The following is a 23,738-nucleotide window of genomic DNA, read 5'->3' on the forward strand; positions in this document are numbered from 1 at the left end:
TCGCATTACAACGATGCGTACGGAGTGAAGGCGGAAGGCTGTTCTCCACAGAAGAGCCCGAGTTGTGCGGTGAAATCCGGTAAAACCCCCGTCATCCGGGTGGCGAACGGCCCCACACGCGTCTTTACTGCATTTCAGTCGGTTTTAGCCGATACCAAAGGAGAAGAAACGTATGAGCATGATTCGGACAGCGTTACCTCTGATTCTGGTGACCAGTGTATTGACGGGATGTGCGGGTTTGCAAAAGACCGACTGGCCTCTGTGTGCGGCCGGGGGCGCGCTGAGTGGCGCTGCGATCGGCGCCTTCCAGAGCGCGTCGGTGGCGGCAGGCTTCGGTGCTGCGGTGGGCGTCATGGCAGGCGCATATTGCTGGACCCACGGGGACGGCGATGATGACGGAGACGGCGTCCTCAACAGCATGGACAAATGCCCGAACACACCGAAAGGCACCCCGGTCGATGCCACCGGTTGCCCGATCGTGACACCGGCCCCTGAACCGATGGCCGCGCCGGTGGTGCTGCCGAAAGAAGAAATCATCACCATCCGTGACGTGCACTTCGAGTTCAACAAAGCCACCCTGACACCGGGTGACAAACAGCAACTGGACATGGTTGCGACCAAACTCAAAACCGAAGCGCCGAACGTGCAACTCCACGTCAGCGGCCACACCGACAGCGTGGGTAGCGACGCCTACAACCAGAAACTGTCGCAAAAACGCGCGCAATCGGTGACCGACTACCTCGTCAGTGCCGGCATCCCGCGTGCCTCGTTCGTGTCCGTCGAAGGTGACGGCGAAGCCCGCCCAGTGGCCGACAACAAAACCGCCGACGGCCGAGCCCTGAACCGCCGCGTCGAGATCAAAATCAACCGCTGAGACAAGGTTGAAGCCATAGAGGAAGCCCCGGCCTGGAAACCCGGGGCTTTTCTATTTCTTGAATTCGGCTTCCTATTCAAGAAAACCATTGTCCAGACGGGCCCCTTCCCGGCTAAAGCCGGTCCTACATGGGACGACATCGGTCCCACGGACTGCACGCGCTGCTTTTCGTAGGACCGGCTTCAGCCGGAAAGCCTTTGCCGTTGCCGTTGCCGTTGCTTTTGATCTTCGTACACAAAAAGCCCAGTCACCACCAATCGCGACTTGGGTGCAGGCTGAACGCAGACGACGCGGAGTGGGCCGAGCGGCATGGATGCCGCGAGAGCGCCGTCAGGACATGGATGTCCGTTCGGCGCGGGCCCACGGAGCGTCGTCGGAGTGAAGGAACCCCGAGGCACGAGGGGCCAAACCAGGAGCAGGGCCTTTTTGGTTACTTTTTCGGCTCTTGGAAAAAGTGACCCGCCGTAAGGGCGGAACCATAATCCCGGCAAACACAAATAACGGATATTCACCGAATCCATGCCTGTGAACGCGAGCAACTTTTGAAACCTGCCTCTGGCATAGTCCCGCGCCTCCCCGTACTGTGCGCAAACCGTTTTCACCGCACAAAACCAAAAACAGCAGAGGCACCACATGAGTGTGATTTGGGGAACAGGGAAAGTACTGACAACAGCATTCTGGCTACTGATAATCACCAGCCTGACCATCGCCATGCCACACCCCTTCGACCTGTTGTTCAAACTGGCCGGCGGCCTCTTGCTGCTCGTCCACCTCATCGAACTGATCAGCTACAACGCCAGCCTGCGCGGCCGCCCCCATCCCTGGCGCGATCGCCTCAAGATTCTGCTCTTCGGCCTATTCCACCTGAACACATTCAAACGCCCACTGGCGGAGGTACACCATGCGTAACGCGATGCTGATGACGGCAGGCCTGCTGTCCGCCCTGAGCAGCCCCTGGATCATGGCCCAGACCATCTCCGTCGAAACCCACTCGCTCATGCGCCTGCCGTCCAAAACCAGCGTATTGCAACTGGACCGACTCGAAGTGGCCGACTACGGCACCCTCCTGATCCCGGCCGGCCTCACCGAAGTCAAAGTCGGCCAACTTGTCATGGGCCATGAATCACGCATCGCCATCGTCCCGAGCGCCGAGGCATTCAGCCTGCAAGTCAAACAGGGCGACCTCGGCGGCGGCGCGGAAATCACCGCGCGGGGCGCCCCGGGCACCTTCGAAAAACCGCCGACCCCAGGCCGTAACCTCAACCTGCGGATCGAACAACTCAACGCCGACCAGCTCTACGTCGACGCCCGCGGCGGCGCAGGCTCGCCCGGTTACATCGGCCTCGATGGCGGCAACGGCATCGATCCGGGCTGCACGTGGGGTTCCGCCAGTCGCGGGATCGACGGCGACAATGGCGGCAACGGCCGTGACGGCGCGCCCGGTGCGCTCGTTCGTCTAGAGCTGCCAGCGACTTTCGGCAATGAGCGCATCAAGGTTAACGTACAAGGCGGTGCCGGTGGCATTGGCGGCGACGGCGGTCGCGGCGGCAAAGGCGGCGCGTCCAAAGGCTGCGTGGTCTATCGCGCTGACGGCGCCAAGTCCGGCAAGAACGGCGACAAGGGTCAGTCCGGTGCAGCAGGGCCGGCGGGCGCTATCGTGGTTCGCAACTTATAAGCGTTGTGGGAGTGAGCTTGCTCACGAAGACGGTATCTAAACCGCTGAATGCCTGGCGGGTGTACCAGTCTTTCGGGAGCAGGTTCTTCCCCACACATCAGAACATTGGCCTGATGGCAGCGATCGCCACAACGGCCACCCCTATCATCAGATTGATCCCCACCAGACGCCGAATGCCGGTCATCGCGGCCGCGCCATCCGCCCATTGTTCGGCGAGCACAGCCTTGCGCAACTGCGGCAGGTTCAGCGTCGAAACGCGCAGAAACAACGCCACCATCACCACATACAGGCCCATCATCACCTGCACATAGCGGGGCGCGGTCTGAAAGCCGCTGAAATTCATGTTGATCATGCCAATGCCGGTCACCGGCAGCATGATCACCGCGCACCAGACCCACACGAAGAAACGCGGCAACACCTGCAGCCACAGCTTTAGCCGGGCCGGGCCCTCAAGGGCGGCGATGACCGCCGGTCGAAGAATCATCCAGGCGAAAAACATTCCTCCTACCCACACAATCGCTGCCAGCACATGCAAGGCGTAGACAAAGGCTACAGGTGACATCGAGAACTCCGATCTGCGCAGAAAGAATTAGCGCGGTATGATAGCCGCCCGCTGCGACTACTGAAGATATATCCAGCGGTTTTCGTGTTTTCATTCAGCACCCGTGACGCCGAGCCAACGACCCAGCCCATGATCAGCACCGAACTCAAATCCCAGATTCAGGGCGCCTACTCGCGTTTCCTCGAAGCCAAGAGCCTCAAGCCTCGTTACGGCCAGCGCCTGATGATCGCTGAAGTGGCGAAGGTGCTGGGCGACGTCGACACCGACGAAGAAGGCCGCCGTTCGGGTGATCCCGCCGTGGTGGCGGTCGAGGCGGGGACCGGCACCGGCAAAACCGTTGCCTACGCCATCGCAGCCATTCCGACTGCCAAGGCTGCCGGCAAGCGCCTGGTCATTGCCACCGCGACTGTCGCCCTGCAGGAGCAGATCGTCTACAAAGACCTGCCCGACCTGATGCGCAACAGCGGCTTGAACTTCACGTTCGCGCTGGCCAAGGGCCGTGGCCGCTACATGTGCCTGTCCAAGCTCGACATGCTGCTGCAGGAAGGCGACGCCCAGAGCGCGACCGCACAGCTGTTCGAAGAAGAAGGCTTCAAGATCGAAGTGGATGAAGCCAGCCAGAAGCTCTTCACCACCATGATCGAAAAACTCGCCGGCAACAAATGGGACGGCGATCGAGACAGCTGGCCCCAGGAACTGGCCGACCAGGACTGGGCGCGGCTGACCACCGATCACAGTCAGTGCACCAACCGCCATTGCCCGAACTTCCAGCAGTGCGCCTTTTACAAAGCCCGCGAGGGCATGGGCAAAGTCGACGTCATCGTCACCAACCACGACATGGTCCTCGCTGACCTGGCGCTGGGAGGCGGTGCGGTCCTGCCCGATCCCCGCGACACCCTATACGTATTCGACGAAGGCCATCACCTGCCAGACAAGGCGATCGGTCACTTCGCTCATTTCAGTCGCCTGCGCTCCACCGCCGACTGGCTGGAGCAAACCGCCAAGAACCTCACCAAATTGCTGGCCCAGCACCCGCTGCCGGGCGACCTGGGCAAGCTGATCGAGCAGGTGCCCGAGCTGGCGCGGGAGATCAAGACCCAGCAGCAGTTTATGTTCACGGCCTGCGAGCAGCTTGCCGACTTCAAGCAAGGCGAAGACATGGAAGGCCGCGAGCGTCCGCGGCATCGCTTCGTCGGCGGCGTGGTCCCCGAACACATGCGCGAGATGGGCATCGAGCTGAAAAAAGGCTTCGCCCGGCTCGACGACCTGTTCACGCGCCTGACCGAGCTGCTTAAAGAAGGCATGGACGGCGAGGTCAACATCGGCATCGCCAGCCATCAGGCGGAAGAGTGGTACCCGCTGTTCGGCAGCTTGTTGGCCCGCGCCCACGGCAACTGGGAATTGTGGACCGCCTTCACCGCTGAAGATCCGGAAAACAGCCCGCCCATGGCGCGCTGGCTGACCCTCGCCGACAGCGGCTCGCTGTTCGACATCGAGGTCAACGCAAGCCCGATCCTGGCGGCCGAAATGTTGCGCCGCAACCTGTGGAACGTTGCCTACGGCGCGCTGGTGACCTCCGCCACCCTGACCGCGCTGGGCAAGTTCGACCGTTTTCGCATGCGTGCCGGGCTGCCGAAGGACGCCGTCACCGCCGTGGTGCCGAGCCCCTTCCACCATGCCGACGCAGGCGTGCTGCGCGTGCCGGACTTGAAAGCCGACCCTCGCAACGCGGCCGAACATACGGCCGCCATCATCCGCGAACTGCCGAATCTGGTCGAAGGCTCCAAAGGCACGCTGGTGCTGTTCTCATCGCGCAAACAGATGCAGGAAGTGTTCGACGGGCTGGAGCGGGACTGGCGCAAGCGGGTGTTCATCCAGGGCAACCTGTCCAAACAGGAAACCCTCAACAAGCACAAGGCGCGGGTCGACGGTGGCGATGAAAGCGTCCTGTTCGGTCTGGCCAGCTTCGCTGAAGGGGTCGACCTCCCGGGCGCCTACTGCGAGCACGTAGTGATCGCCAAGATTCCCTTCGCCGTGCCGGATGATCCGGTCGAAGCTGCGCTCGCCGAATGGATCGAAGCCCGGGGTGGCAATCCGTTCATGGAGATCGCTGTTCCCGATGCCTCGTTGCGCCTGATCCAGGCCTGCGGTCGTCTGCTGCGCACCGAACAGGACCGCGGCATCATCACGCTGCTGGATCGCCGGGTCGTGACCCAGCGCTACGGCAAAGCCATCCTCAACGCACTGCCGCCATTCCGGCGCGAAATTTCCTGAACCCGTGTTGCAAATGAAACACGGATGACCGGGTCTTAGATTCGGTCCGCCCTGATGCGCGCAACCCCTTGTGCTCCGGGCCTCAGATGATCAAGGAGCTTCAGATCACATGATTCGCCGTTCACTGTCCGCCATCCTTGCCACGCTGTGCGCGGGCATGGCCCACGCCGCGCCTGACGTTCAGCAGACGCTGTTCAATTTCGTCCGGCCCGCCGACGTGGTGAAGGTCACCACCCAAGATGCCGGGTTTCCCCAGGCCAACGCCGAACAGACGGCCGAAGGCGAAGTGCTGCGCCGAGTCGTTTTCAATCCGGTCGCCAAACCCAGTCTGCGACTGACCCCGCAGACCGGCGTCTGGGACTGGAGCCACGACAGCGCCATGACCTTGCGCCTGCAGAGCGCGATGGACTGGGCATTGACGGTGTACGTGCAGATCGAAAGCCGCGACGGCAAAGTCCTCACCAGCCGCATCGACCTGCCTGCCGGCCCGGCGCAGACCCTGGTGCTGCCGCTCAAGGCCAGTTCGCCGCTGACCCAGGGCATGCGCGCCGGTCCGCCGATGCCGTGGGTTTACGAGGGACAGCGCGTGTTGCTGGCCAACACCCAAGGTGACCTGAACAGCGCTGAGGTTTCATCGGTCACCGTGTCGTTGTCTCAGCCCAACGTTGCCCAGTCCGTCTTGATCGAGAAGTTCGGCGTGCAAGAGGGCGATGCCCTGCTAACCGCTGCCTACGGCAACCTGGTCGACGGTTACGGTCAGTTCACCCGAGGCAAGTGGCCGGAGAAGGTCACCAGCGACGAGCAGCTCAAGACACTGGCGGGCAAGGAACAGCAACAGTTGCAAAGCTGGCTGAAAGACCGGCCGGCCCACGATAAATACGGCGGCTTGCTCAACGGACCGGCGTTCGAAGCGAAGGGCTTTTTCCGCACCGAGAAGCGCGACGAGCGCTGGTATCTGGTGACGCCAGAGGGCCATCCTTTCTACTCCCTGGGCGTGAATGCCATCTCCGCTGACGACAGCCAGACCTACGTCGAGGGTCGGGAAACCATGTTCACCGGCCTGCCCGGCAGCGACGATCCACTCGCCGCGTTCTACGGCAAGGGCGACGACAACCGCGAGACGGGTGCCAACCGCAACCGGCAGTTCGATCAGGGCCGCTGGTTCGACTTCTATGGTGCAAATCTGCAGCGTACCTACGGCGTGCCGAAGTGCGTTGAAGTCTCCAAGCCTGTTGATCCGGCGGACGACGAAGACGAAACGCCAGCCAACACTGCAGCCACTCCAGCAGCAACGACCGCGTCAACTGGCGACAGCGCTAACGGTCAGACCTTGCCAGCGCCTCAGCCTGAAAAGCCCGCCACATCTGCGCCTGCAGTCGAATGCAAGCCGGTGATCGTCGACCGCAAGCGCTGGGTTGATCACACCTTGCAACGCTTGCAGGCCTGGGGTTTCAACACCGTCGGCAACTGGAGCGAGCCCGCGCTGCAAAACCTCGAAAGCAGTAAAAAGGAACGCGTGCCTTACACACTGCCGCTGTCCATCGTTGGCGACTACGTCAGTATCAGCACCGGCTTGGATTGGTGGGGCGGCATGCCTGATCCGTTCGATCCGCGTTTTGCCATGGCCACCGAGCGGGCCGTCGCCATCGCTGCTCGCGACCATCGTGATGACCCGTACCTGATCGGTTACTTCGCCGATAACGAATTGGCCTGGGCTGCGCCGGGCAACGCTCCGAAGGATCGCTACGCATTGGCCTACGGCACGCTGAAGCTGACCACCGATGTGCCGGCCAAGCGTGCCTTCCTCAAGCAGTTGCGCGACAAGTACCGCAACGAAGAGGGGTTGTCCAAGGCGTGGGGTATTCACCTGGCAGCGTGGGAGTTGATGGAAGACCCTGGCTTCGAGCCGCCGCTGCCCAGCGCAGAGCACCCGGAGATCGAAAACGACTTCAGGTATTTCCAGCGTGTGTTCGCCGAGACCTATTTCAAAACCATTTCCGACGCGCTCAAATGGCATGCGCCGAACCATCTCCTGCTCGGCGGGCGCTTTGGCGTCACCAGCCCTGAGGCGGTCGAAGCCTGCGCCAAGTTCTGCGACGTGCTGAGTTTCAACTTCTATACGCTCAAACCCCAGGACGGCGTGGACTTTGCAAAACTGCACGTCCTCGACAAGCCTGTGCTGGTCAGTGAGTTTCACTTTGGCTCTCGTGATCGTGGGCCGTTCTGGGGCGGGGTGCTCGAAGTGCCGCGTGAAGAAGATCGCGGCCCGGCGTATGCCAATTTCCTGAGGAGCGCGCTGGCCGAGCCTTCCATTGTCGGTGTGCACTGGTTCCAGTACCTGGATCAGCCTGTCACCGGCCGATTGCTCGACGGTGAAAACGGCCATCTCGGACTGGTAGGTATCACCGACGTGCCGTACTCGGGCTTCGTCGAGGCGGTGCGCAAGGCCAACGGACAGGTCGTGGACGTGATCGGCAAGCGCCCTTAACCGGACGGTTCCCAAAGCGCCCAATCGCTGGAACAATGTGCGCCATTTTTTTGCAGCCCGACCGGAGAGCCAGACCGTGAAGATTCAAGGCCATTTCGAGCTTCAGTTTGAGGCCGTTCGCGAGGCATTCGCCGCGCTGTTCGACGATCCGCAGGAGCGTGGCGCTTCGCTGTGCGTGCAGATCGGCGGGGAGACGGTTCTGGATCTCTGGGCCGGCACGGCAGACAAGGATGGCGGCGAAGTCTGGCACAGCGACACCCTCGCCAATCTCTTCTCTTGCACCAAAACGTTTACTGCCGTCACGGCGTTGCAGCTGGTGGGCGAGGGCAAGCTGAATCTCGATGAGCCCGTGGCGCGTCTCTGGCCCGAGTTCGCCGCCAACGGCAAACAATCCATCACGCTGCGCCAGTTGCTGTGCCATCAGGCCGGGCTTCCGGCGATCCGTGAAATATTGCCGGCCGAAGCGCTTTATGACTGGCAGGCCATGACGAGCGTATTGGCTGCCGAGGAACCCTGGTGGACGCCGGGGCAGGGCCACGGTTATGCCGCCATTACTTATGGCTGGCTGGTGGGCGAGATGATTCGTCGTGCTGACGGGCGCGGTCCGGGCGAGTCCATCGCTGCGCGTATTTCGCGGCCCTTGGGCCTGGATTTCCATGTCGGGCTGGCCGATGAAGAATTTCATCGTGTCGCCCACATTGCCAGGGGCAAGGGCAATGTAGGTGATGAGTCCGCGCAGCGCCTGTTGCAGACCACGATGCGCGAGCCTGCTTCCATGACGGCGCGGGCGTTCACCAACCCGCCGTCGATCATGACCAGCACCAACAAGCCGGAATGGCGGCGCATGCAGCAACCTGCCGCCAATGGCCATGGCAACGCACGCAGTCTGGCCGGTTTTTACAGCGGCTTGCTGGATGGCAGTCTGCTGGACGGCGACCTGCTCAACGAACTGACCCGTGAGCACAGCATTGGGCAGGACAAGACGCTGCTCACCCAGACCCGCTTCGGTCTGGGCTGCATGCTCGATCAACCGACGGTGCCTAACGCCACGTTCGGGCTGGGCGCCAAGGCATTTGGCCATCCCGGCGCAGGCGGCTCGGTCGGCTTCGCTGATCCCGAGCGCGATGTGGCGTTTGGGTTTGTGACCAACACCCTCGGTCCCTACGTGCTCATGGATCCGCGCGCGCAGCAACTGGTGCGCGTGCTTGGTGAGTGTTTGCAATAACTATCGCCGTTAAGTGCTTGTTCTACCGACTGTCAGTTAAATCTGAATAACGGAGCCGTAGGGCGGTTTCTTTTTCCAAAACAGTCTTTATGCGTGTTATATGAGCGCTGCTTCGTTCATTTTCTGATCAATTATTCATGTGGGTCACCCATGTCAGCTAACAAAAGTCTCGCATTCGCCATCTGCCTCGCCGTCACCGGCTGTGCGCAAACCCCTCAGGATCAGTCGGCCAGCAATGACCACTGGTGGTCGTTCGGTTCAGGCAAGGGCGCCGATGCCGCTCCTGCAGCCCCGGCGCCAAGCCCGGCGGCTGCACAAGTGGCCAAAGCTCAGACCGAAACCGGTACGCGCTGGTACTGGCCGTTCGGCTCTGACCATGGCGAAACCGAGAAGAAACCGGAAATCGCCGCCACTCAACCGGCTGCAGCCCCGGCCGTTGCCCAGGCCGGCGACGCCAACAAGTGGTGGTGGCCGTTCGGTGCAACCGACGCCAAAAAAGACGCCGCACCTGCTGTTCCCAAAGTCGACCCGAAAGTGACCCAGGCCTGGCTGGATCTGAACGAGCCGAAAGTCCGCGAAGCGATCAAGGACAGCCAGTTCCAGCTGGAGCGCCGTGACGACATCCTCGTGGTGACCGCGCCGGTCGACAGCACCTTCAATCCGAAGCGCCCGGAAATGCTCCTGCCGACCAATCTCGGCCCGATCAGCCGCATGGCCAAGATCGTTGAAGTCGACCCGCGCGCCGCCGTTCTGGTGCTGGGCCACAGCGATGTCGCCAGCGATTCCGATCTCAAGATCAGCCAGCAGCGCGCACAGTCGGTCGCGGCGATTTTCCGCCTCAGCGGCCTGCAGCGTAACCGTCTGAGCCTGCGTGGCATGGGCGCCGATATGCCCCGGGCAGCCAGCGATAGCGTGCCGGGTCGCGCACTCAACCGTCGTGTGGAAATCATCCTCACCCCGCAAGACACCATGGTTGCCCAGATGGCCAAGTACAACTTGCCGCCAGCACCGACCCTGCTGGCCGTGCAAACTGCCAACGCGCCGGCCCCTGCACCCGTTGCTGCACCGACCAAGGCTGCGGCGCCTGCCAAATCGGCCGCACCGGTGAAGAAAGCTGTGGCGACCAAGGCTTCCGCAGCCAAAGCGCCTGCGGCCAAAAAAGCACCTGTGAAGAAAGCTGCACCGGCGAAAGCCAAGGCAGCGCCTGCGAAAGCTGCGGCCAAAAAACCTGCGCCGGATGCTCAAGCCGGCAACTGAGGTTAAGATCGGGGTTCTGTTCACGGATCTCGATTAAGGAAGGCAGTGATGAGCCAGCGTCTGGCCGATATGCGTCGTAACTACGCCCGCGAAGGGTTGACCGAAGCCCAGTCTCCGGAAGAACCCTTCGCACTGTTTCATCGCTGGTTCAACGAAGCGGTCGAAACCGAACAGGCGCCGGTCGAGGCCAACGCCATGACGCTGGCGACCGTCGACGCCGACGGCCGCCCGCACTGTCGGGTCCTGCTGCTCAAAGGTCTGGACGCTCAGGGATTCACGTTCTTTTCGAACTACGAGAGCGCCAAAGGCCAGCAGTTGAATGCACGTCCTTTTGCCGCCATGACGTTTTTCTGGCCCACGCTGGAACGTCAGGTGCGCATTGAAGGCCGCGTGGCCAAGGTCAGCCACGAAGAATCCGACGCCTATTTTCAGGTACGCCCCCTCGGCAGCCGCCTCGGTGCCTGGGCATCGCCTCAAAGCCGGGTGATTGCCGACCGTGAAGCGCTCGAGGGCTTGCTCAAAGCCACCGAGGCGCGTTTCATGGACGCCCAGCCTGACTGTCCCGATTACTGGGGCGGCTATCGTCTGGTGCCCGATCGCATCGAATTCTGGCAGGGGCGTCCAAGCCGCCTGCATGACCGCCTGAACTATCGTTTAGTTGAAGATGAGTGGCAGCGCGAGCGCCTTGCGCCCTGATTGCCGGTCTTTGAACAGCCGGCTTCAGCGTCTCTGTCACACTTTTCTTTGAATCAATTTCCGGCGCTGTCGTCCACTGAGGTAGACGTCGGGGTGTTGCTGTATCACGCCTGAATAAACGTAAATTATCGGTACAGGGCCGTGACATCGATTGGCGTCGCAGAGTCTAATGGCTACCTGTTCCTATGGAGATAACTGTTATGCGCAAGTCTGCTTTGTTGGTTGCTTCGTTCACCGCCATGGCGCTGATGCTGGGCGGCTGTACTTCAAGCCTCACCGGCGACTCGTACTCGCGCGACGAAGCTCGTCAGGTGCAGACCGTACGCCTGGGTACCATCGAATCGCTGCGTCCGGTGAAGATTGAAGGCACCAAAACTCCGATCGGCGCGGGTGCCGGTGCCATCGTCGGTGGCGTGGGCGGCAGTGCCATCGGTGGCGGTCGCGGCAGCATCGTGACGGCCGTGATCGGTGCGGTCGCCGGTGGTCTGCTGGGCTCCGCGGCGGAAGGCGGCCTGACCCGTGCTCAAGGCGTCGAGATCACCGTGCGTGAAGACGACGGCACCATGCGCGCCTATGTGCAGGAAGTTCAGGAAAACGAGATCTTCCGTGTGGGCGAGCGTGTTCGCATCATGACCGTCAACGGTACCAGTCGCGTCAGCCACTAAACGCCGATGCACGTCCTGAAGCGCTGCTTGGCCCGAAGCCGAGTCTAATGCCCGCTCATGAAAACGCCCCGATCATTCGGGGCGTTTTGCATTTCAGTACGCGCTGGCGGGGAGGGTAGTGCTGGGCTTAGCCAGCAATGCCCAATATGTCGCGGGCCAGTGCTTCGGCGATGCGGATCCCGTCGACACCGGCCGACAGGATGCCGCCGGCATAGCCTGCGCCTTCGCCCGCCGGGAACAGACCCTTGACGTTCAGGCTTTGCAGGTCTTCGCCACGGGTGATGCGCAGGGGCGAGGAGGTGCGCGTTTCGATGCCGGTGAGGATCGCGTCGTGCTGCGAGAATCCTCTGATCTGCTTCTCGAACGCGGGCAGCGCCTCACGAATGGCTTCGATGGCGAAGGCGGGTAGCGCGTCGGCAAGGTCGGTCAGCTTTACGCCCGGCTTGTAGGAAGGTTCAACGGTGCCCAGCGCCGTTGACGCTTTCCCCGCGATGAAATCACCCACCAGCTGCGCCGGGGCTTCGTAGGTTTCGCCGCCCATGAGGTAGGCGTGGGACTCCAGACGCTCCTGCAGTTCGATGCCGGCCAGCGGGCTGCCCGGATAATCCTGCTCGGGCGTGATGCCCACGACAATGCCGGAGTTGGCGTTGCGCTCGTTGCGCGAGTACTGGCTCATGCCGTTGGTGACGACACGGTTGGGCTCCGAGGTTGCTGCCACTACGGTGCCGCCGGGGCACATGCAGAAGCTGTACACCGAACGGCCGTTCTTGGCGTGGTGCACCAGCTTGTAATCGGCAGCGCCAAGCTTCGGGTGACCGGCGTGCTTGCCCAGTCGCGCGCGGTCGATCAAACCCTGAGGGTGCTCGATGCGGAAGCCGACCGAAAACGGCTTGGCCTCCATGAACACGCCGCGGCCGTGGAGCATGCGGAAGGTGTCCCGGGCGCTATGGCCCAGCGCCAGAATCACGTGCCGGGAGTCGATGCGCTCGCCGCTGTCGAGCACAATGCCCTGCATCTGGCCGTCTTCGATCAGCACATCGGTGACGCGCTGCTGGAAACGCACTTCGCCGCCCAGCGCTTCGATCTGATGACGCATGTTCTCGACGACGCCGGTCAACCGGAAGGTACCGATGTGCGGCTTGCTGACGTAGAGAATTTCTTCCGGCGCGCCGGCTTTGACGAACTCGTGCAAGACCTTGCGGCCAATGAATTTAGGGTCTTTGATCTGGCTATAGAGCTTGCCGTCAGAAAACGTTCCCGCGCCGCCCTCGCCGAACTGCACGTTGGACTCCGGGTTGAGCACGTTCTTGCGCCATAGGCCCCACGTGTCCTTGGTGCGCTGACGAACTTCCGTGCCGCGCTCCAGAATGATCGGCTTGAAGCCCATCTGCGCCAGCAACAGGCCGGCGAAGATCCCGCACGGGCCGAAGCCGACAACCAGCGGACGCTGGTTCAGCTCGGCAGGGGCGTGGCCGACCATCTTGTAACTCACGTCCGGGGCCGGACCGATGTGTTTGTCGTGGCTCATGCGCTGAAGCAGGGCGGCTTCGTCGCGCACCTGAAAGTCGACGGTGTAAATGAACTGCAACTCAGTGGATTTCTTGCGCGCATCGTAGCTGCGCTTGAACAGGGTGAAATCCAAAAGCTCGTCGCTGCCGATGGCCAGGCGCTGCAGAAGTGCGGGGCGCAGTTCGTCGTCCGCATGGTCCAGCGGCAGTTTGAATTCGGTGATTCGTAACATTGAAAGATCCGGTTTCGGGCCGCAGGATCGGCCCGGCAGCACTACAAGAGCGCGCGATTATAAGCCACATTGGGCAGGGAGCGGTGGCCCGAGCGACGACATCCGCCACTCCATCAATCGTTACGCATCGCGCCAAAGTACGCGCAACCGCGCTGAACCTGGCCATTGACCCGCAGTTCGGCGGTCAGGTGCTGGACCGAGCCGTTCGACGGGTCCACACAGCGCAGCGGCGCGACGTAGAGCTCGACGTGTTGATTGTTGGCGTCGGTGATCAGGTTGAAGCGGCCCTCGGGCATCTGCTCTTCCATGTAGGGCACAGCGAACGGCTCTTTGCCTTCGCGCTCAAGCACCAGACCCTTGCCGCTGGCGTTCAGGTTCCATTTCGGACCGTTGCCGCTGGCATGAATGGTCAGGCGCTTGAAGTTGGGGTCCTCGCAGGCACCGCTCGGGCGCTCGACGCGGTAGAGCTGATAAATGTCAGCCTGACCGTCACTGCCCTGGGCCTTGCTCGCGACGAAGTTGCCGCGAACATCGGCGAACGCTTTGCCGTTCTTGTCCACCACCGAAGCGGCTTCCTGCAGGACGCCGGTGTTGCCCTTGTCGGTCACTGCATAGCGGCGCTGTTCATTGCACGGAGCGAAGAACAGTTTGCCGCCGTCACCGCTGAGGGTGCCCTGCATGCGGATCATGCCGGCCGTCGACACCTTGCTGTCATTCGACGACAGGGGCATCAACTGGCAGCCGGCAAACAGGGGCAACAAGGCAAACATCAGGGCGGAACGAGCAGCGGACATGGGACGGTCTCCAGACAAGTGCCGCCACGTTACTCAGCCTGCTCGCTCATCACAAGGGGTGATTAACCGACGCGATACGTCTGTCCGGTTTGTAGCCCTTCGACACTTTTTGCATACGCCAGTGCGACATCTGCTGCCGGAACAGGCTTGAAGCCGCGGAAGTATGGCGCGTAGCTGTCCATGGCTGCGACCAGCACGTTGGGGCTGACCGAGTTGACGCGCATGCCGCGCGGCATCTCGATGGCGGCGGCGCGCACGAAGGCGTCGATGGCACCGTTGACCAGGCTGGCAGACGCCCCGGTGCGAATCGGCTCGATGCTGGTGATGCCGGTGGTGAAGGTGAAGGACGCGCCGTCGTTGGCGAATTCCCGGCCGATCAGCAACAGATTGACCTGACCCATCAGCTTGTCGCGCAGGCCCAGGGCGAAGGAATCGCCCGTCATTTCGCCGAGCGGCGCGAAGGTGACATTGCCGGCCGCGCAAATCAATGCGTCGAAAGGGCCCGTCCGTTCGAATAGTTTGCGGATCGAGTCGCTGTCACTAATATCGACGTGCTCGTCTGCGCCGGTTCTGCCGATGCGAACGACCTCGTGGCGTGGCGCCAACTCTTTCTCGATCGCCGAGCCGATGGTGCCGCTGGCGCCAATCAATAGAATTTTCATGATGCGGTTTCCCCTGGTATGGATCAGGCGCTCAGTGTGAGTCGCCATTTCCCACGGATACAGGGGCTAAACGGCAATCCCGGTTTGTCAGAAAGGAAACAATCATGAGCGAAATGGACGACCTGGCCGCGTTCGCGATGCTGGTGGAGGCCAACAGCTTCACCCTGGCCGCGCAATGGCTGGACACCAGTACCAGCCAACTGTCCAAGCGCATCAGCAAACTGGAAAAAAACTTCGGCGTGACGCTGCTCCATCGCACCACCCGCAGCCTGACCCTGACCTCGGCGGGCGCCATTCTCCTGCCCGAGGCCCGCGCACTGCTGGCCCAGCGCGACCGCGTCCGCGACGCCATGGCCTACCTGAGCGAAAGCCTGATCGGCACCGTGCGCCTGACCGTGCCGGTGTCATTGGGGGAAACTTTTTTCGAAGGCCTGCTCAGCGAATTCGCCCACAACTACCCCGATGTGCAGGTTGGGCTAGACCTCAACAACCACTTCCGCGACATGCGCCGTGATGGCTTTGATCTGGGCATACGCTCCAGCGTGGGCATTGACGAACGCCTGGTGGCCAAGCCGTTGCTGTCGCTACAGGAACTGACCTGCGCCAGCCCGGACTACCTTGCTAAACATGGCACCCCGCAAACGCCGGAAGAACTGCGCGTGCACCGATGCCTGCTCAACAGCCACCACAGCGGCCGTGAGTCGTGGGCTTACCACCAGAAACACGAACTGACCCGCGTCAACGTCCGCGGCACCTTCGCCAGCAACCACTACGGCCTCCTGAAAAAAGCCGCCCTCGTCGGCGCCGGCATCGCCCGCCTGCCGTCCTATATGGTGCATGAGGAACTGAAAGCCGGGCGGCTGCACTGGCTGCTGCGCGATTACCAGACGCCGGTTTCATCGCTGTACCTGGTCCATCCCTTTGAGGGACGACTGCCGAGAAGGGTGAAGGTCATGGCTGACTACCTGACCGAATGGTTCGAGCGCAGCACTGCGGTGCTGGAAACGCTCTGACGGCGCGAAAACTGGCTTCGCTGTTTGGGCGACAACAGAGCTGACGCAGAGCGTCAAGGGATGCATTAACGATCATCAACAGGTCGAGCGCGGGGCGATCAGGCAGGTTTTAACATTCAAAATTGATGGTGCAACCACTGGCCTCTTCCCGGCTAAAGCCAGTCCTACAAAGGCACCGCGTACCCCTGTAGGACCGGCTTTAGCCGGGAAGCTTTTGATCTTGATCTTCGGACGCGATTGACCAGACACCACCAAACGCGACTTGGGTGAAGGAACCCGACGAAGTCGGGCCCAACCGAGAGCAAGCACCCTTGGTTACTTGGGGTGCTTTTCCAAGTAACTCGCCGAAGGCGAAACAGTCTGCCCCCAGGCAGACGCCCTTGATCCTGCTTTACCCGCCTAAATAAGCATCCCGCACTTTCGGATCGACCAACAACTCCGCCCCTGACCCCTGCATCACCACCCGGCCATTCTCCAGAACATACGCACGATCAGCGATCTTCAACGCCTGATTCGCATTCTGCTCCACCAGAAACACCGTCACCCCATCCCGCCGCAACTGCTCAACAATCTCGAAAATCTGCTGAATAATAATCGGCGCCAGACCCAGCGAAGGCTCATCCAGCAACAACAACTTCGGCTTACTCATCAACGCACGCCCGATCGCCAGCATCTGCTGCTCGCCGCCCGACATCGTCCCGCCGCGCTGATTGAACCGCTCCTTCAAGCGCGGAAACAACTCAAGCACCTTATCCATCTGCACCTGATAATCGGCCTTGTCCGTAAAGAACCCGCCCATCGACAGATTCTCCTCCACCGTCAGACGCGCAAACACCCGACGGCCCTCCGGCACCACCGCAATACTCTTGCGCATGATCACCGACGACTCCAGACCCACCAGCTCCTCACCCATATAACGGATGCTGCCACTGTGTGCGCGCGGCGAACCGCACAGCGTCATCAACAGCGTCGACTTGCCCGCGCCATTGGCGCCGATCAGCGTGACAATCTCGCCCTGCTGCACATCGATGCTGACACCGTGCAAAGCCTGGATCTTGCCGTAGAACGTGGAAACGTTATCGAACTGCAGCATTTACGCTTCCCCCAGATAGGCTTTGATCACTTCAGGATTGTCACGGATCTGCTCGGGTGTGCCATCGGCCAGCGGCGTGCCCTGATTGATCACCACGATATGGTCGGAAATACTCATGACCAGCTTCATGTCGTGCTCGATCAACAACACCGTGGCGTTGTGCTCGTTGCGCAACACGCCAATCAGCGCTTTCAGGTCTTCGGTTTCTTTCGGGTTCAGACCGGCTGCCGGCTCGTCGAGCATCAGGATGCGCGGGCGCGTCATCATGCAGCGGGCGATTTCCAGACGGCGTTGCTGACCGTAGGCCAGGGTGCCGGCAGGACGGTTGGCGAATTCCTTCAGATCGACCGCTTCCAGCCAATGCTCGGCGTACTCCATCGCCTCGCGCTCGCTCTTGCGATACGCCGGGGTCTTGAACAGGCCAGAGAGGAAATTCGTGTTGAGGTGGCGATGCTGGGCCACCAGCAGGTTTTCCACCGCCGTCATTTCCTTGAACAGGCGCACGTTCTGGAACGTTCGCACCACGCCTTTACGGGCGATCTCATGGCCGGCCAGGCCCTGGATCGGCTCGCCGTCCAGCAGAATCGTCCCGGAGGAGGGTTTGTAGAAGCCTGTCAGGCAGTTGAACACGGTGGTCTTGCCGGCGCCGTTTGGGCCGATCATCGACACCACCTGTTTCTCGTGGACGGTCAGACCGACGCCATTGACGGCCAGCAAACCGCCGAAGCGCATGCACAAGCCGGACGCTTGCAGAAGTGGACGGCTCATCAGCGCTCCCCCTTGAGTTTCATGACGGGACGCTGCATCGGCAGGAAGCCCTGGGGACGCCAGATCATCATCAGCACCATCAGGGCGCCGAAGCCGAGCATCCGGTATTCGCTGAATTCGCGAAGCAGTTCAGGCAACAGAATCATCACGACGGCGGCGAGAATCACCCCCAGCTGCGAGCCCATGCCGCCCAGGACCACGATGGCGAGGATGATCGCCGACTCCAGAAAGGTGAACGACTCCGGCGTGATCAGACCCTGACGCGCGGCGAAGAAACTGCCGGCGAAACCGGCGAATGCAGCGCCGAGGGTGAAGGCCGACAGCTTGATGATGGTCGGATTCAGACCCAGCGCGCGGCAGGCGATTTCGTCTTCACGCAAGGCTTCCCAGGCGCGGCCGATGGGCATGCGGAGCAACCGGTTGATCACGAACAGCGCCAATAGCGCCAGCAGCAGGGCGATCAGGTAGAGGAAGATCACCTTGTTGATGGAGTTGTATTGCAGGCCGAAGTATTCGTGGAACGTCTGCATGCCTTCTGCTGCCTTGCGCTCGAACGACAGGCCGAACAGCGTTGGCTTTTCGATGTTGCTGATGCCGTTCGGGCCGCCGGTGATGTCGGTCAGGTTACGCAGGAACAGGCGAATGATTTCACCAAAACCCAGCGTCACGATGGCCAGATAGTCACCTCGCAGCCGCAGGACCGGGAAGCCCAGCAGGAAGCCGAAAGTCGCCGACGCCAGCCCCGCCAGTGGCAGACAGATCCAGAAGCCGAAGCCGAAATAGTGCTGCAGCAGGGCGTAGGTGTACGCGCCCACGGCGTAAAAGCCGACGTAGCCGAGGTCAAGCAGACCCGCCAGACCGACGACGATGTTCAGGCCCAGGCCAAGCATCACGTAGATCAGGATCAGGGTCGCGATGTCCACTGCGCCGCGCGAACCGAAGAACGGCCACACCAGTGCCGCGATTACCAGCGCGCCGAGGAACCAGCGTTGGGTCGAAGGCAGGGTCAGAAAGTTGCTGGTCTTGTCGGACATCAGCTGTTTCTGCGGACGCGAACGCCACATGGCGCTGATCTGTTCGTTGAACAGCACGCGCAGGAACATCAGAAACGCGGCGGCGAAAATCACCAGCACGGTGGTGGTGCTGGCGCCGACCACCGCGAGGTTGATCCCGACGATGTCCAGTTTGAGCCCGAGGATCGGGTAAGCGACGGCCAGCACCAGCACTGCGCTGAAGAGGGCCGATTTGAGATTCCTGGTCATACTTTTTCAACCTCCGGACGGCCGAGCAGGCCGGTTGGCCGGAACAACAACACCAATACGAGAAGACCGAACGCCACCACATCCTTGTACTGGTCGCCGAAGATGTCGGCGCCAAAGGCTTCGGCGATGCCCAGCACCAGACCGCCGAGCATCGCGCCCGGGATACTGCCGATGCCGCCCAGTACCGCGGCGGTGAAGGCTTTGATGCCGACGAGGAAACCGGCGTTGGGGTTGATCACGCCGTACTGCATGCTCAGCAGGACCGCAGCGACCGCCGCCAAAGCCGCGCCGATGACAAAGGTCAGGGCGATGATGTTGTTGGTGTTGATCCCCAGCAGGTTGGCCATCTTGATGTCTTCGGCGCAGGCACGGCAGGCGCGACCCAGGCGAGAGCGGGAGATGAACCAGGTCAGACCAAGCATGGCCACCAGCGTGACGATGAAGATGAGGATCTGCATGTACGAGATCACCACTTCATGGGTGCTGCCGGGGCCGAAAACGAAGTTGCCGGGAATGAGGTTGGGGATCGATTTGTCTTTCGAGTCCTGCGACAACAGCACGGTGTTCTGCAGGAAAATCGACATGCCGATGGCGGAAATCAAGGGGATGAGGCGGTTGCTGCCGCGCAGCGGGCGATAGGCCACTCGCTCGATGGCGTAACCGTAGGCGCTGGTCACCACAATACTGGCGACGAAGGCTGCGGTAATCAGCAGGGGCAGGCTGTCCAGGCCAAGCATGGTCAGACCGGCCAGGGCGATAAACGCCACATACGACCCGATCATGTACACCTCGCCGTGGGCGAAGTTGATCATGCCGATGATGCCGTAAACCATGGTGTAGCCAATGGCAATCAAGGCGTAAGTGCTGCCAATGGTCAACCCATTAACCAGCTGTTGAAGAAAGTGATAGAGATCTATCGGCATTGCTGAGTGCTCCTAAAAACCTGCCTGGTGTTTCACTGGTGGTGTCTTTTTCCCGCTCGCGCGTCGTGATCTACGTCCGCGTCCGGCACGAGCCCAGTGGTTCACTGGTGCGGTTTCAAGATGTTCAGGGATCGGAATTCTTATGAAATTCGCTGCCCAGCTAAAACAAAGCCCACTGCGGTTGCAGTGGGCTTCGGGTAAGCATGAAGGCTGCGTTATTTCACAGGGGCTTCAGTCTTGGTGCCATCTTTGTGCCAGGTGTAAACGACGAATTTGAAGTCTTTCAGGTCACCCTTGGCGTCGAACGACAGATCGCCGGTAGGGGTCTTGAACGTACCGGCGTGGATGGCCGCTGCCACTTTGGCGGTGTCTTCGGACTTGGCGGTCTTGATCGCGTCGGCAATCACCTCGACAGCGGCGTAGGCCGGGAACACGAACGGACCGCTCGGGTCTTCTTTCTTCGCCTTGAACGCGGCGACCAGCTCATTGTTGGCCGGGTCCTGATCGAAGGATTTCGGCAGGGTGACCAGCAGACCTTCGGACGCGTCCTGAGCGATCTGAGAGATGGACGCGTTGCCCACGCCTTCCGGACCCATGAAGCCGGCTTTCAGGCCTTTTTCCTGTGCCTGACGCAGGATCAGACCCAGTTCAGGGTGGTAGCCGCCGTAGTAGACGAAGTCAACGTTGGCTTGCTTCATCTTGGCGATCAGCGAGGAGAAGTCCTTGTCGCCGGCATTGATGCCTTCGAACAGCGCGACTTTCACGCCGTCTTTTTCCAGGGTCTGCTTGACGGCGGTGGCGATGCCTTCACCGTACTGCTGTTTGTCGTGGATGACCGCAACGATCTTCGGCTTGACCTGCTTGGAAATGTACTCGCCAGCGGCCGGGCCCTGGGCGCTGTCCAGGCCGATGGTGCGGAAGATCATTTTGTAACCGCGGGCGGTGATTTCCGGGCTGGTGGCCGCCGGGGTCACCATGATGATGCCTTCGTCTTCGTAGATGTCCGAAGCTGGCTGAGTGGAGCTGGAGCAGAGGTGACCGACCACGAACTTGACGCCGTCGTTGACCACTTTGTTGGCGATGGCGACCGCTTGTTTCGGGTCACAGGCATCATCGTAATCAACCGCTTCAAGCTTCTTGCCGTCGACGCCGCCTTTGGCGTTGATCTGGTCGATGGCCATCTTGGCGCCGCTGAACTGCATGTCGCCGTATTGGGCCACAGCACCGGTTTTCGGGCCGGCGATGCCGATCTTGATCGTGTCAGCTGCGAACGAGTGACTGGCAACCCCCGCCAGAACCAGTGCGGCAAACAGCTTGGAAATCTGATTAATACCCTTAGTCATGATGCTCCACTCTTGCGTTGTAGTTTTTATAATCCTGACGGCCGAAGCGGCAGGACCGGATTGAATCTCCAGGCCGCACCCCCAGCAACTGTACCGGAACAGTTTAGAGCGCCGGTCGAGCGCTTGAATAGCTGGCTGCGAGGGACAAAACCTGCGGATGTCGCTTAATCGACAGAAAGATACACAATCAGGCTGGTGGTTCCGCCTTGTCGGACGAGGAACCGGTTGGCCTGCGCGAACTTCTCTGCAATCAATCACTTGAATCCGGGTTTGTCGGTATGAAAGGCGGCGCTATCATTGCGCCGATTTCCAATACGGTGAAAACCCATGACGCAAGAACCTAGCACCCTCTATGCCAAACTGCTTGGCGAAACCGCTTCGATTACCTGGAAAGAATTGCAACCGTTCTTTGCGAAGGGTGCCCTGTTGTGGGTCGAGCCGACGCTGGATTTGATCGCCGTGGCACAGGCATTTGCCGAGAACAGCGAGGCGCAAGTGGCGGCATGGGTAGCGAGTGGAGAAGTCGGCAAGGTCTCTGAATCAAAGGCTCTGGATCTTTTGGAGCGCGATCCGACGCTGTGGGCCGTGGTCGTTGCACCCTGGGTGCTGATCCACGAAAGGGCGTGACGCGCTTCTGTGCTCAAAAAGGGTGCGTCCAATGATGGCGAAGTGGGTAGGGCGGTAACTCCCCGTGTGTCCCCGGTAGCGAAATCGCTCACCTACTGACTGATCGGGCGGTGGGAGTTCTACGTCATCGAGAGGGTCAATCGCAATCTATCCAGATGGTCAGGTATCAGCGGGGCGAATCTTTGCAGACAAGATAGAAAGGGGCGACTACACAGATCAGGAATCACAAACCGGGGACAGATTTATTTACGGTGAAGCGATGTAAATAAGGTCAGTCCCCTCGCCGACGTCCTTGCCTTAAAACAAGAAAGAGATCGCCCCATGGACCACTCAACTCAGGCAAGGAACGCTTGGCGCGTTCTGTTTCTGCTGTTTCTGGCCAACCTGTTTAATTTCTTCGACCGCACGATTCCCGCGATCATCATCGAGCCCATCCGCAAGGAATGGTCGCTGAGCGACTTTCAACTCGGCATCATCGGCACCGCCTTCACGCTGGTTTACGCCGTGGCCGGGCTTCCGTTGGGCCGCATGGCTGACAACGGTTCGCGGCGCAAATTGATGGGTTGGGGCCTTGCGGTGTGGAGTGGGCTGACAGCGGTTAACGGTCTGGTCGGCAGCTTCTGGGGGTTTCTGCTGGTGCGCATGGGGGTGGGCATCGGCGAGGCCAGTTATGCACCTGCGGCCAACTCGTTGATCGGCGACCTGTTCCCGGCCCACCGCCGGGCCCGTGCCATGGGCATTTTCATGCTCGGCCTGCCACTCGGGCTGCTGCTGGCGTTCTTCACCATCGGCGCGATGGTCCAGGCGTTCGGCAGTTGGCGCGCGCCGTTTTTCATCGCCGCGGTGCCGGGGCTGGTGCTGGCGGTGTTCATGTTCTTCATTCGCGAACCGGCCCGGGGCGCCGCTGAAAGCGTGGCCATTTCCCAGGAGAAAATCGAACGGCCGATCCGCCGCGTGCTGTCTATCCCTACCTTCCGCTGGCTTGTGCTCGCCGGTTTGGCGTTCAATTTTGCCACCTACGCGTGCAACTCGTTCATGGTGCCTATGTTGCAGCGCTACTTTTTGCTGCCTTTGCAGGAAGCGGCAATGGCGACCGGCATGATCGTCGGCGTGACCGGGCTCGTCGGCCTGACGGTCGGCGGCTGGGTGGCGGACAAGCTGCACCAGCGCTGGAGCAACGGCCGTCTGATGTTTGCCGCCCTGAGCATGGTGGTCGCGACGCTGTGTACCGGTTATGCGCTGCACGCCGGGCGCATCGAGATCGGCGTGTTCGTCGGGGTGTTCAGCCTCGGCTGGCTGTTCTCTTATAACTTCTACACCTGCGTTTACACCGCCATTCAGGACGTGGTGCAGCCCCGGCTCCGCGCCACGGCCATGGCGCTGTTTTTTGCCGGTCTGTATCTGCTGGGCGGCGGGTTGGGGCCGGTGGTGGTAGGGCTGCTTTCGGACCACTTCGCCCACTCGGCCATGTACGCCGCGCAGGTCGAACAGATGACCGAACCGTTCAAGGCGGTGGGGTTGCACGATGCGATGTACCTGATACCGGTGGCGCTGTTTTTCGTGTTGGTGTTTCTGGTGAAGGCGTCGACATGTTTCAGCGCCGATGCGCAGCGGATGCGCGATGGGATGGTGGCGGATGAGCCGGTGGGGCAGCCGTCGGTTGTTTGAAGGATTACAAGTGATTCGTAGGGATATCCCCCGTCGTCCATAAGCCGCCCTGTCTTGCAGCAAACGCGACCCCGGTGGGAGGGCCAATTTAAGGTCAGAACACAAAGGACATTAAGCGATTATGCGTC

At 61.1% G+C, this 23,738-nt stretch carries 21 protein-coding genes; 12 read left to right on the plus strand and 9 right to left on the minus strand.

From position 1 onward, the window contains the following. Nucleotides 1-172 precede the first annotated feature (172 nt). From M1E04_RS06195 to M1E04_RS06205, 3 genes are all read left to right on the plus strand, one after another. Nucleotides 173-874 carry an OmpA family protein gene (locus M1E04_RS06195; RefSeq protein WP_065992595.1) on the plus strand — a complete coding sequence of 234 codons (702 nt, stop codon included), beginning with the start codon at nt 173-175 and terminating at the stop codon, nt 872-874. A 633-nt stretch (nt 875-1,507) separates the two neighbouring features. Beyond that, nucleotides 1,508-1,783: a DUF1145 domain-containing protein gene (locus M1E04_RS06200; protein ID WP_065992598.1), complete on the plus strand. Its 276-nt coding sequence runs from the start codon at nt 1,508-1,510 to the stop codon at nt 1,781-1,783. After that, entirely contained in the window at nt 1,776-2,549 is a 774-nt protein-coding gene (locus M1E04_RS06205; RefSeq protein WP_410930541.1) for a collagen-like protein, read from the plus strand. The genes M1E04_RS06200 and M1E04_RS06205 overlap by 8 nt, the downstream gene beginning before the upstream one ends. A gap of 97 nt (nt 2,550-2,646) precedes the next feature. Here the strand turns inward: M1E04_RS06205 and M1E04_RS06210 are convergent, their stop codons facing one another. Further along, the gene (locus M1E04_RS06210) at nt 2,647-3,111 is read right to left on the minus strand and encodes a CopD family protein (RefSeq protein ID WP_456292557.1); all 465 of its coding nucleotides are present in this window, start codon (nt 3,109-3,111) and stop codon (nt 2,647-2,649) included. Nucleotides 3,112-3,240: 129 nt separating this feature from the next. On the opposite strand from M1E04_RS06210, the gene dinG reads away from it, so the two are divergent. The 6 genes from dinG (at nt 3,241) to M1E04_RS06240 (ending at nt 11,716) form a co-directional block, all read left to right on the plus strand. After that, nucleotides 3,241-5,385 (plus strand): ATP-dependent DNA helicase DinG, encoded by a 2,145-nt coding sequence (dinG, locus tag M1E04_RS06215; RefSeq protein WP_065992603.1) that lies wholly within the window; start codon nt 3,241-3,243, stop codon nt 5,383-5,385. 109 nt (nt 5,386-5,494) lie between these two features. Further along, entirely contained in the window at nt 5,495-7,873 is a 2,379-nt protein-coding gene (locus tag M1E04_RS06220; protein ID WP_456292558.1) for a beta-agarase, read from the plus strand. 76 nt (nt 7,874-7,949) lie between these two features. After that, nucleotides 7,950-9,098 (plus strand): serine hydrolase domain-containing protein, encoded by a 1,149-nt coding sequence (locus tag M1E04_RS06225; protein WP_456292559.1) that lies wholly within the window; start codon nt 7,950-7,952, stop codon nt 9,096-9,098. Between the two features lie 150 nt (nt 9,099-9,248). Next, complete coding sequence (locus M1E04_RS06230; protein WP_456292560.1) at nt 9,249-10,355, plus strand: OmpA family protein; 1,107 nt, start codon at nt 9,249-9,251, stop codon at nt 10,353-10,355. Nucleotides 10,356-10,403: 48 nt separating this feature from the next. After that, nucleotides 10,404-11,051: a pyridoxamine 5'-phosphate oxidase gene (pdxH, locus tag M1E04_RS06235; protein WP_410930536.1), complete on the plus strand. Its 648-nt coding sequence runs from the start codon at nt 10,404-10,406 to the stop codon at nt 11,049-11,051. 200 nt (nt 11,052-11,251) lie between these two features. Beyond that, complete coding sequence (locus tag M1E04_RS06240) at nt 11,252-11,716, plus strand: outer membrane lipoprotein (RefSeq protein WP_192135087.1); 465 nt, start codon at nt 11,252-11,254, stop codon at nt 11,714-11,716. Between the two features lie 127 nt (nt 11,717-11,843). Here the strand turns inward: M1E04_RS06240 and M1E04_RS06245 are convergent, their stop codons facing one another. The 3 genes from M1E04_RS06245 to M1E04_RS06255 all read right to left on the minus strand — a co-directional run bounded on the left by M1E04_RS06245 (nt 11,844) and on the right by M1E04_RS06255 (nt 14,913). Further along, nucleotides 11,844-13,457: an NAD(P)/FAD-dependent oxidoreductase gene (locus M1E04_RS06245; RefSeq protein WP_369319779.1), complete on the minus strand. Its 1,614-nt coding sequence runs from the start codon at nt 13,455-13,457 to the stop codon at nt 11,844-11,846. Between the two features lie 113 nt (nt 13,458-13,570). Beyond that, entirely contained in the window at nt 13,571-14,251 is a 681-nt protein-coding gene (locus tag M1E04_RS06250; protein WP_065992615.1) for a hypothetical protein, read from the minus strand. Between the two features lie 62 nt (nt 14,252-14,313). After that, entirely contained in the window at nt 14,314-14,913 is a 600-nt protein-coding gene (locus M1E04_RS06255; protein WP_369319778.1) for a short chain dehydrogenase, read from the minus strand. 104 nt (nt 14,914-15,017) lie between these two features. On the opposite strand from M1E04_RS06255, the gene M1E04_RS06260 reads away from it, so the two are divergent. Then, a complete protein-coding gene (locus tag M1E04_RS06260; protein ID WP_369319777.1) occupies nt 15,018-15,926 on the plus strand; it encodes a LysR family transcriptional regulator in 909 nt (302 codons plus the stop codon). A 391-nt stretch (nt 15,927-16,317) separates the two neighbouring features. Here M1E04_RS06260 and M1E04_RS06265 read toward each other — a convergent pair whose 3' ends face one another. The 5 genes from M1E04_RS06265 to M1E04_RS06285 form a co-directional block, all read right to left on the minus strand. Further along, on the minus strand, nt 16,318-17,019 hold the full coding sequence (locus tag M1E04_RS06265) for an ABC transporter ATP-binding protein (RefSeq protein ID WP_065992624.1): 702 nt from the start codon (nt 17,017-17,019) through the stop codon (nt 16,318-16,320). Further along, nucleotides 17,020-17,787 (minus strand): high-affinity branched-chain amino acid ABC transporter ATP-binding protein LivG, encoded by a 768-nt coding sequence (gene livG, locus M1E04_RS06270; RefSeq protein WP_065992627.1) that lies wholly within the window; start codon nt 17,785-17,787, stop codon nt 17,020-17,022. Beyond that, nucleotides 17,787-19,049 carry a high-affinity branched-chain amino acid ABC transporter permease LivM gene (locus tag M1E04_RS06275; protein WP_065992632.1) on the minus strand — a complete coding sequence of 421 codons (1,263 nt, stop codon included), beginning with the start codon at nt 19,047-19,049 and terminating at the stop codon, nt 17,787-17,789. The genes livG and M1E04_RS06275 overlap by 1 nt, the downstream gene beginning before the upstream one ends. Then, nucleotides 19,046-19,972, minus strand: coding sequence for a high-affinity branched-chain amino acid ABC transporter permease LivH (gene livH, locus M1E04_RS06280; protein ID WP_065992637.1), 927 nt, complete (start codon nt 19,970-19,972; stop codon nt 19,046-19,048). The genes M1E04_RS06275 and livH overlap by 4 nt, the downstream gene beginning before the upstream one ends. A 215-nt stretch (nt 19,973-20,187) precedes the next feature. Next, the gene (locus tag M1E04_RS06285; RefSeq protein ID WP_065992639.1) at nt 20,188-21,315 is read right to left on the minus strand and encodes a branched-chain amino acid ABC transporter substrate-binding protein; all 1,128 of its coding nucleotides are present in this window, start codon (nt 21,313-21,315) and stop codon (nt 20,188-20,190) included. A 327-nt stretch (nt 21,316-21,642) separates the two neighbouring features. Between M1E04_RS06285 and M1E04_RS06290 the strand changes: the two genes are divergently transcribed. Continuing rightward, on the plus strand, nt 21,643-21,942 hold the full coding sequence (locus M1E04_RS06290) for a DUF2288 domain-containing protein (protein WP_065992641.1): 300 nt from the start codon (nt 21,643-21,645) through the stop codon (nt 21,940-21,942). 321 nt (nt 21,943-22,263) lie between these two features. Then, nucleotides 22,264-23,610, plus strand: coding sequence for a spinster family MFS transporter (locus M1E04_RS06295; RefSeq protein WP_456292561.1), 1,347 nt, complete (start codon nt 22,264-22,266; stop codon nt 23,608-23,610). Nucleotides 23,611-23,738: the final 128 nt, after the last annotated feature.

The sequence above is a fragment of the Pseudomonas sp. AK106 genome (assembly GCF_053903055.1).

What these genes read in the sequence shown, in the direction of transcription:
- M1E04_RS06195 (WP_065992595.1), top strand. Translation starts at nt 173, where the DNA reads ATGAGCATGATTCGGACAGCGTTACCTCTGATTCTGGTGACCAGTGTA.
- M1E04_RS06200 (WP_065992598.1), top strand. Translation starts at nt 1,508, where the DNA reads ATGAGTGTGATTTGGGGAACAGGGAAAGTACTGACAACAGCATTCTGG.
- M1E04_RS06205 (WP_410930541.1), top strand. Translation starts at nt 1,776, where the DNA reads ATGCGTAACGCGATGCTGATGACGGCAGGCCTGCTGTCCGCCCTGAGC.
- M1E04_RS06210 (WP_456292557.1), bottom strand. Translation starts at nt 3,111, where the DNA reads ATGTCACCTGTAGCCTTTGTCTACGCCTTGCATGTGCTGGCAGCGATT.
- dinG (WP_065992603.1), top strand. Translation starts at nt 3,241, where the DNA reads ATGATCAGCACCGAACTCAAATCCCAGATTCAGGGCGCCTACTCGCGT.
- M1E04_RS06220 (WP_456292558.1), top strand. Translation starts at nt 5,495, where the DNA reads ATGATTCGCCGTTCACTGTCCGCCATCCTTGCCACGCTGTGCGCGGGC.
- M1E04_RS06230 (WP_456292560.1), top strand. Translation starts at nt 9,249, where the DNA reads ATGTCAGCTAACAAAAGTCTCGCATTCGCCATCTGCCTCGCCGTCACC.
- pdxH (WP_410930536.1), top strand. Translation starts at nt 10,404, where the DNA reads ATGAGCCAGCGTCTGGCCGATATGCGTCGTAACTACGCCCGCGAAGGG.
- M1E04_RS06240 (WP_192135087.1), top strand. Translation starts at nt 11,252, where the DNA reads ATGCGCAAGTCTGCTTTGTTGGTTGCTTCGTTCACCGCCATGGCGCTG.
- M1E04_RS06245 (WP_369319779.1), bottom strand. Translation starts at nt 13,457, where the DNA reads ATGTTACGAATCACCGAATTCAAACTGCCGCTGGACCATGCGGACGAC.
- M1E04_RS06250 (WP_065992615.1), bottom strand. Translation starts at nt 14,251, where the DNA reads ATGTCCGCTGCTCGTTCCGCCCTGATGTTTGCCTTGTTGCCCCTGTTT.
- M1E04_RS06255 (WP_369319778.1), bottom strand. Translation starts at nt 14,913, where the DNA reads ATGAAAATTCTATTGATTGGCGCCAGCGGCACCATCGGCTCGGCGATC.
- M1E04_RS06260 (WP_369319777.1), top strand. Translation starts at nt 15,018, where the DNA reads ATGAGCGAAATGGACGACCTGGCCGCGTTCGCGATGCTGGTGGAGGCC.
- M1E04_RS06265 (WP_065992624.1), bottom strand. Translation starts at nt 17,019, where the DNA reads ATGCTGCAGTTCGATAACGTTTCCACGTTCTACGGCAAGATCCAGGCT.
- livG (WP_065992627.1), bottom strand. Translation starts at nt 17,787, where the DNA reads ATGAGCCGTCCACTTCTGCAAGCGTCCGGCTTGTGCATGCGCTTCGGC.
- M1E04_RS06275 (WP_065992632.1), bottom strand. Translation starts at nt 19,049, where the DNA reads ATGACCAGGAATCTCAAATCGGCCCTCTTCAGCGCAGTGCTGGTGCTG.
- livH (WP_065992637.1), bottom strand. Translation starts at nt 19,972, where the DNA reads ATGCCGATAGATCTCTATCACTTTCTTCAACAGCTGGTTAATGGGTTG.
- M1E04_RS06285 (WP_065992639.1), bottom strand. Translation starts at nt 21,315, where the DNA reads ATGACTAAGGGTATTAATCAGATTTCCAAGCTGTTTGCCGCACTGGTT.
- M1E04_RS06290 (WP_065992641.1), top strand. Translation starts at nt 21,643, where the DNA reads ATGACGCAAGAACCTAGCACCCTCTATGCCAAACTGCTTGGCGAAACC.
- M1E04_RS06295 (WP_456292561.1), top strand. Translation starts at nt 22,264, where the DNA reads ATGGACCACTCAACTCAGGCAAGGAACGCTTGGCGCGTTCTGTTTCTG.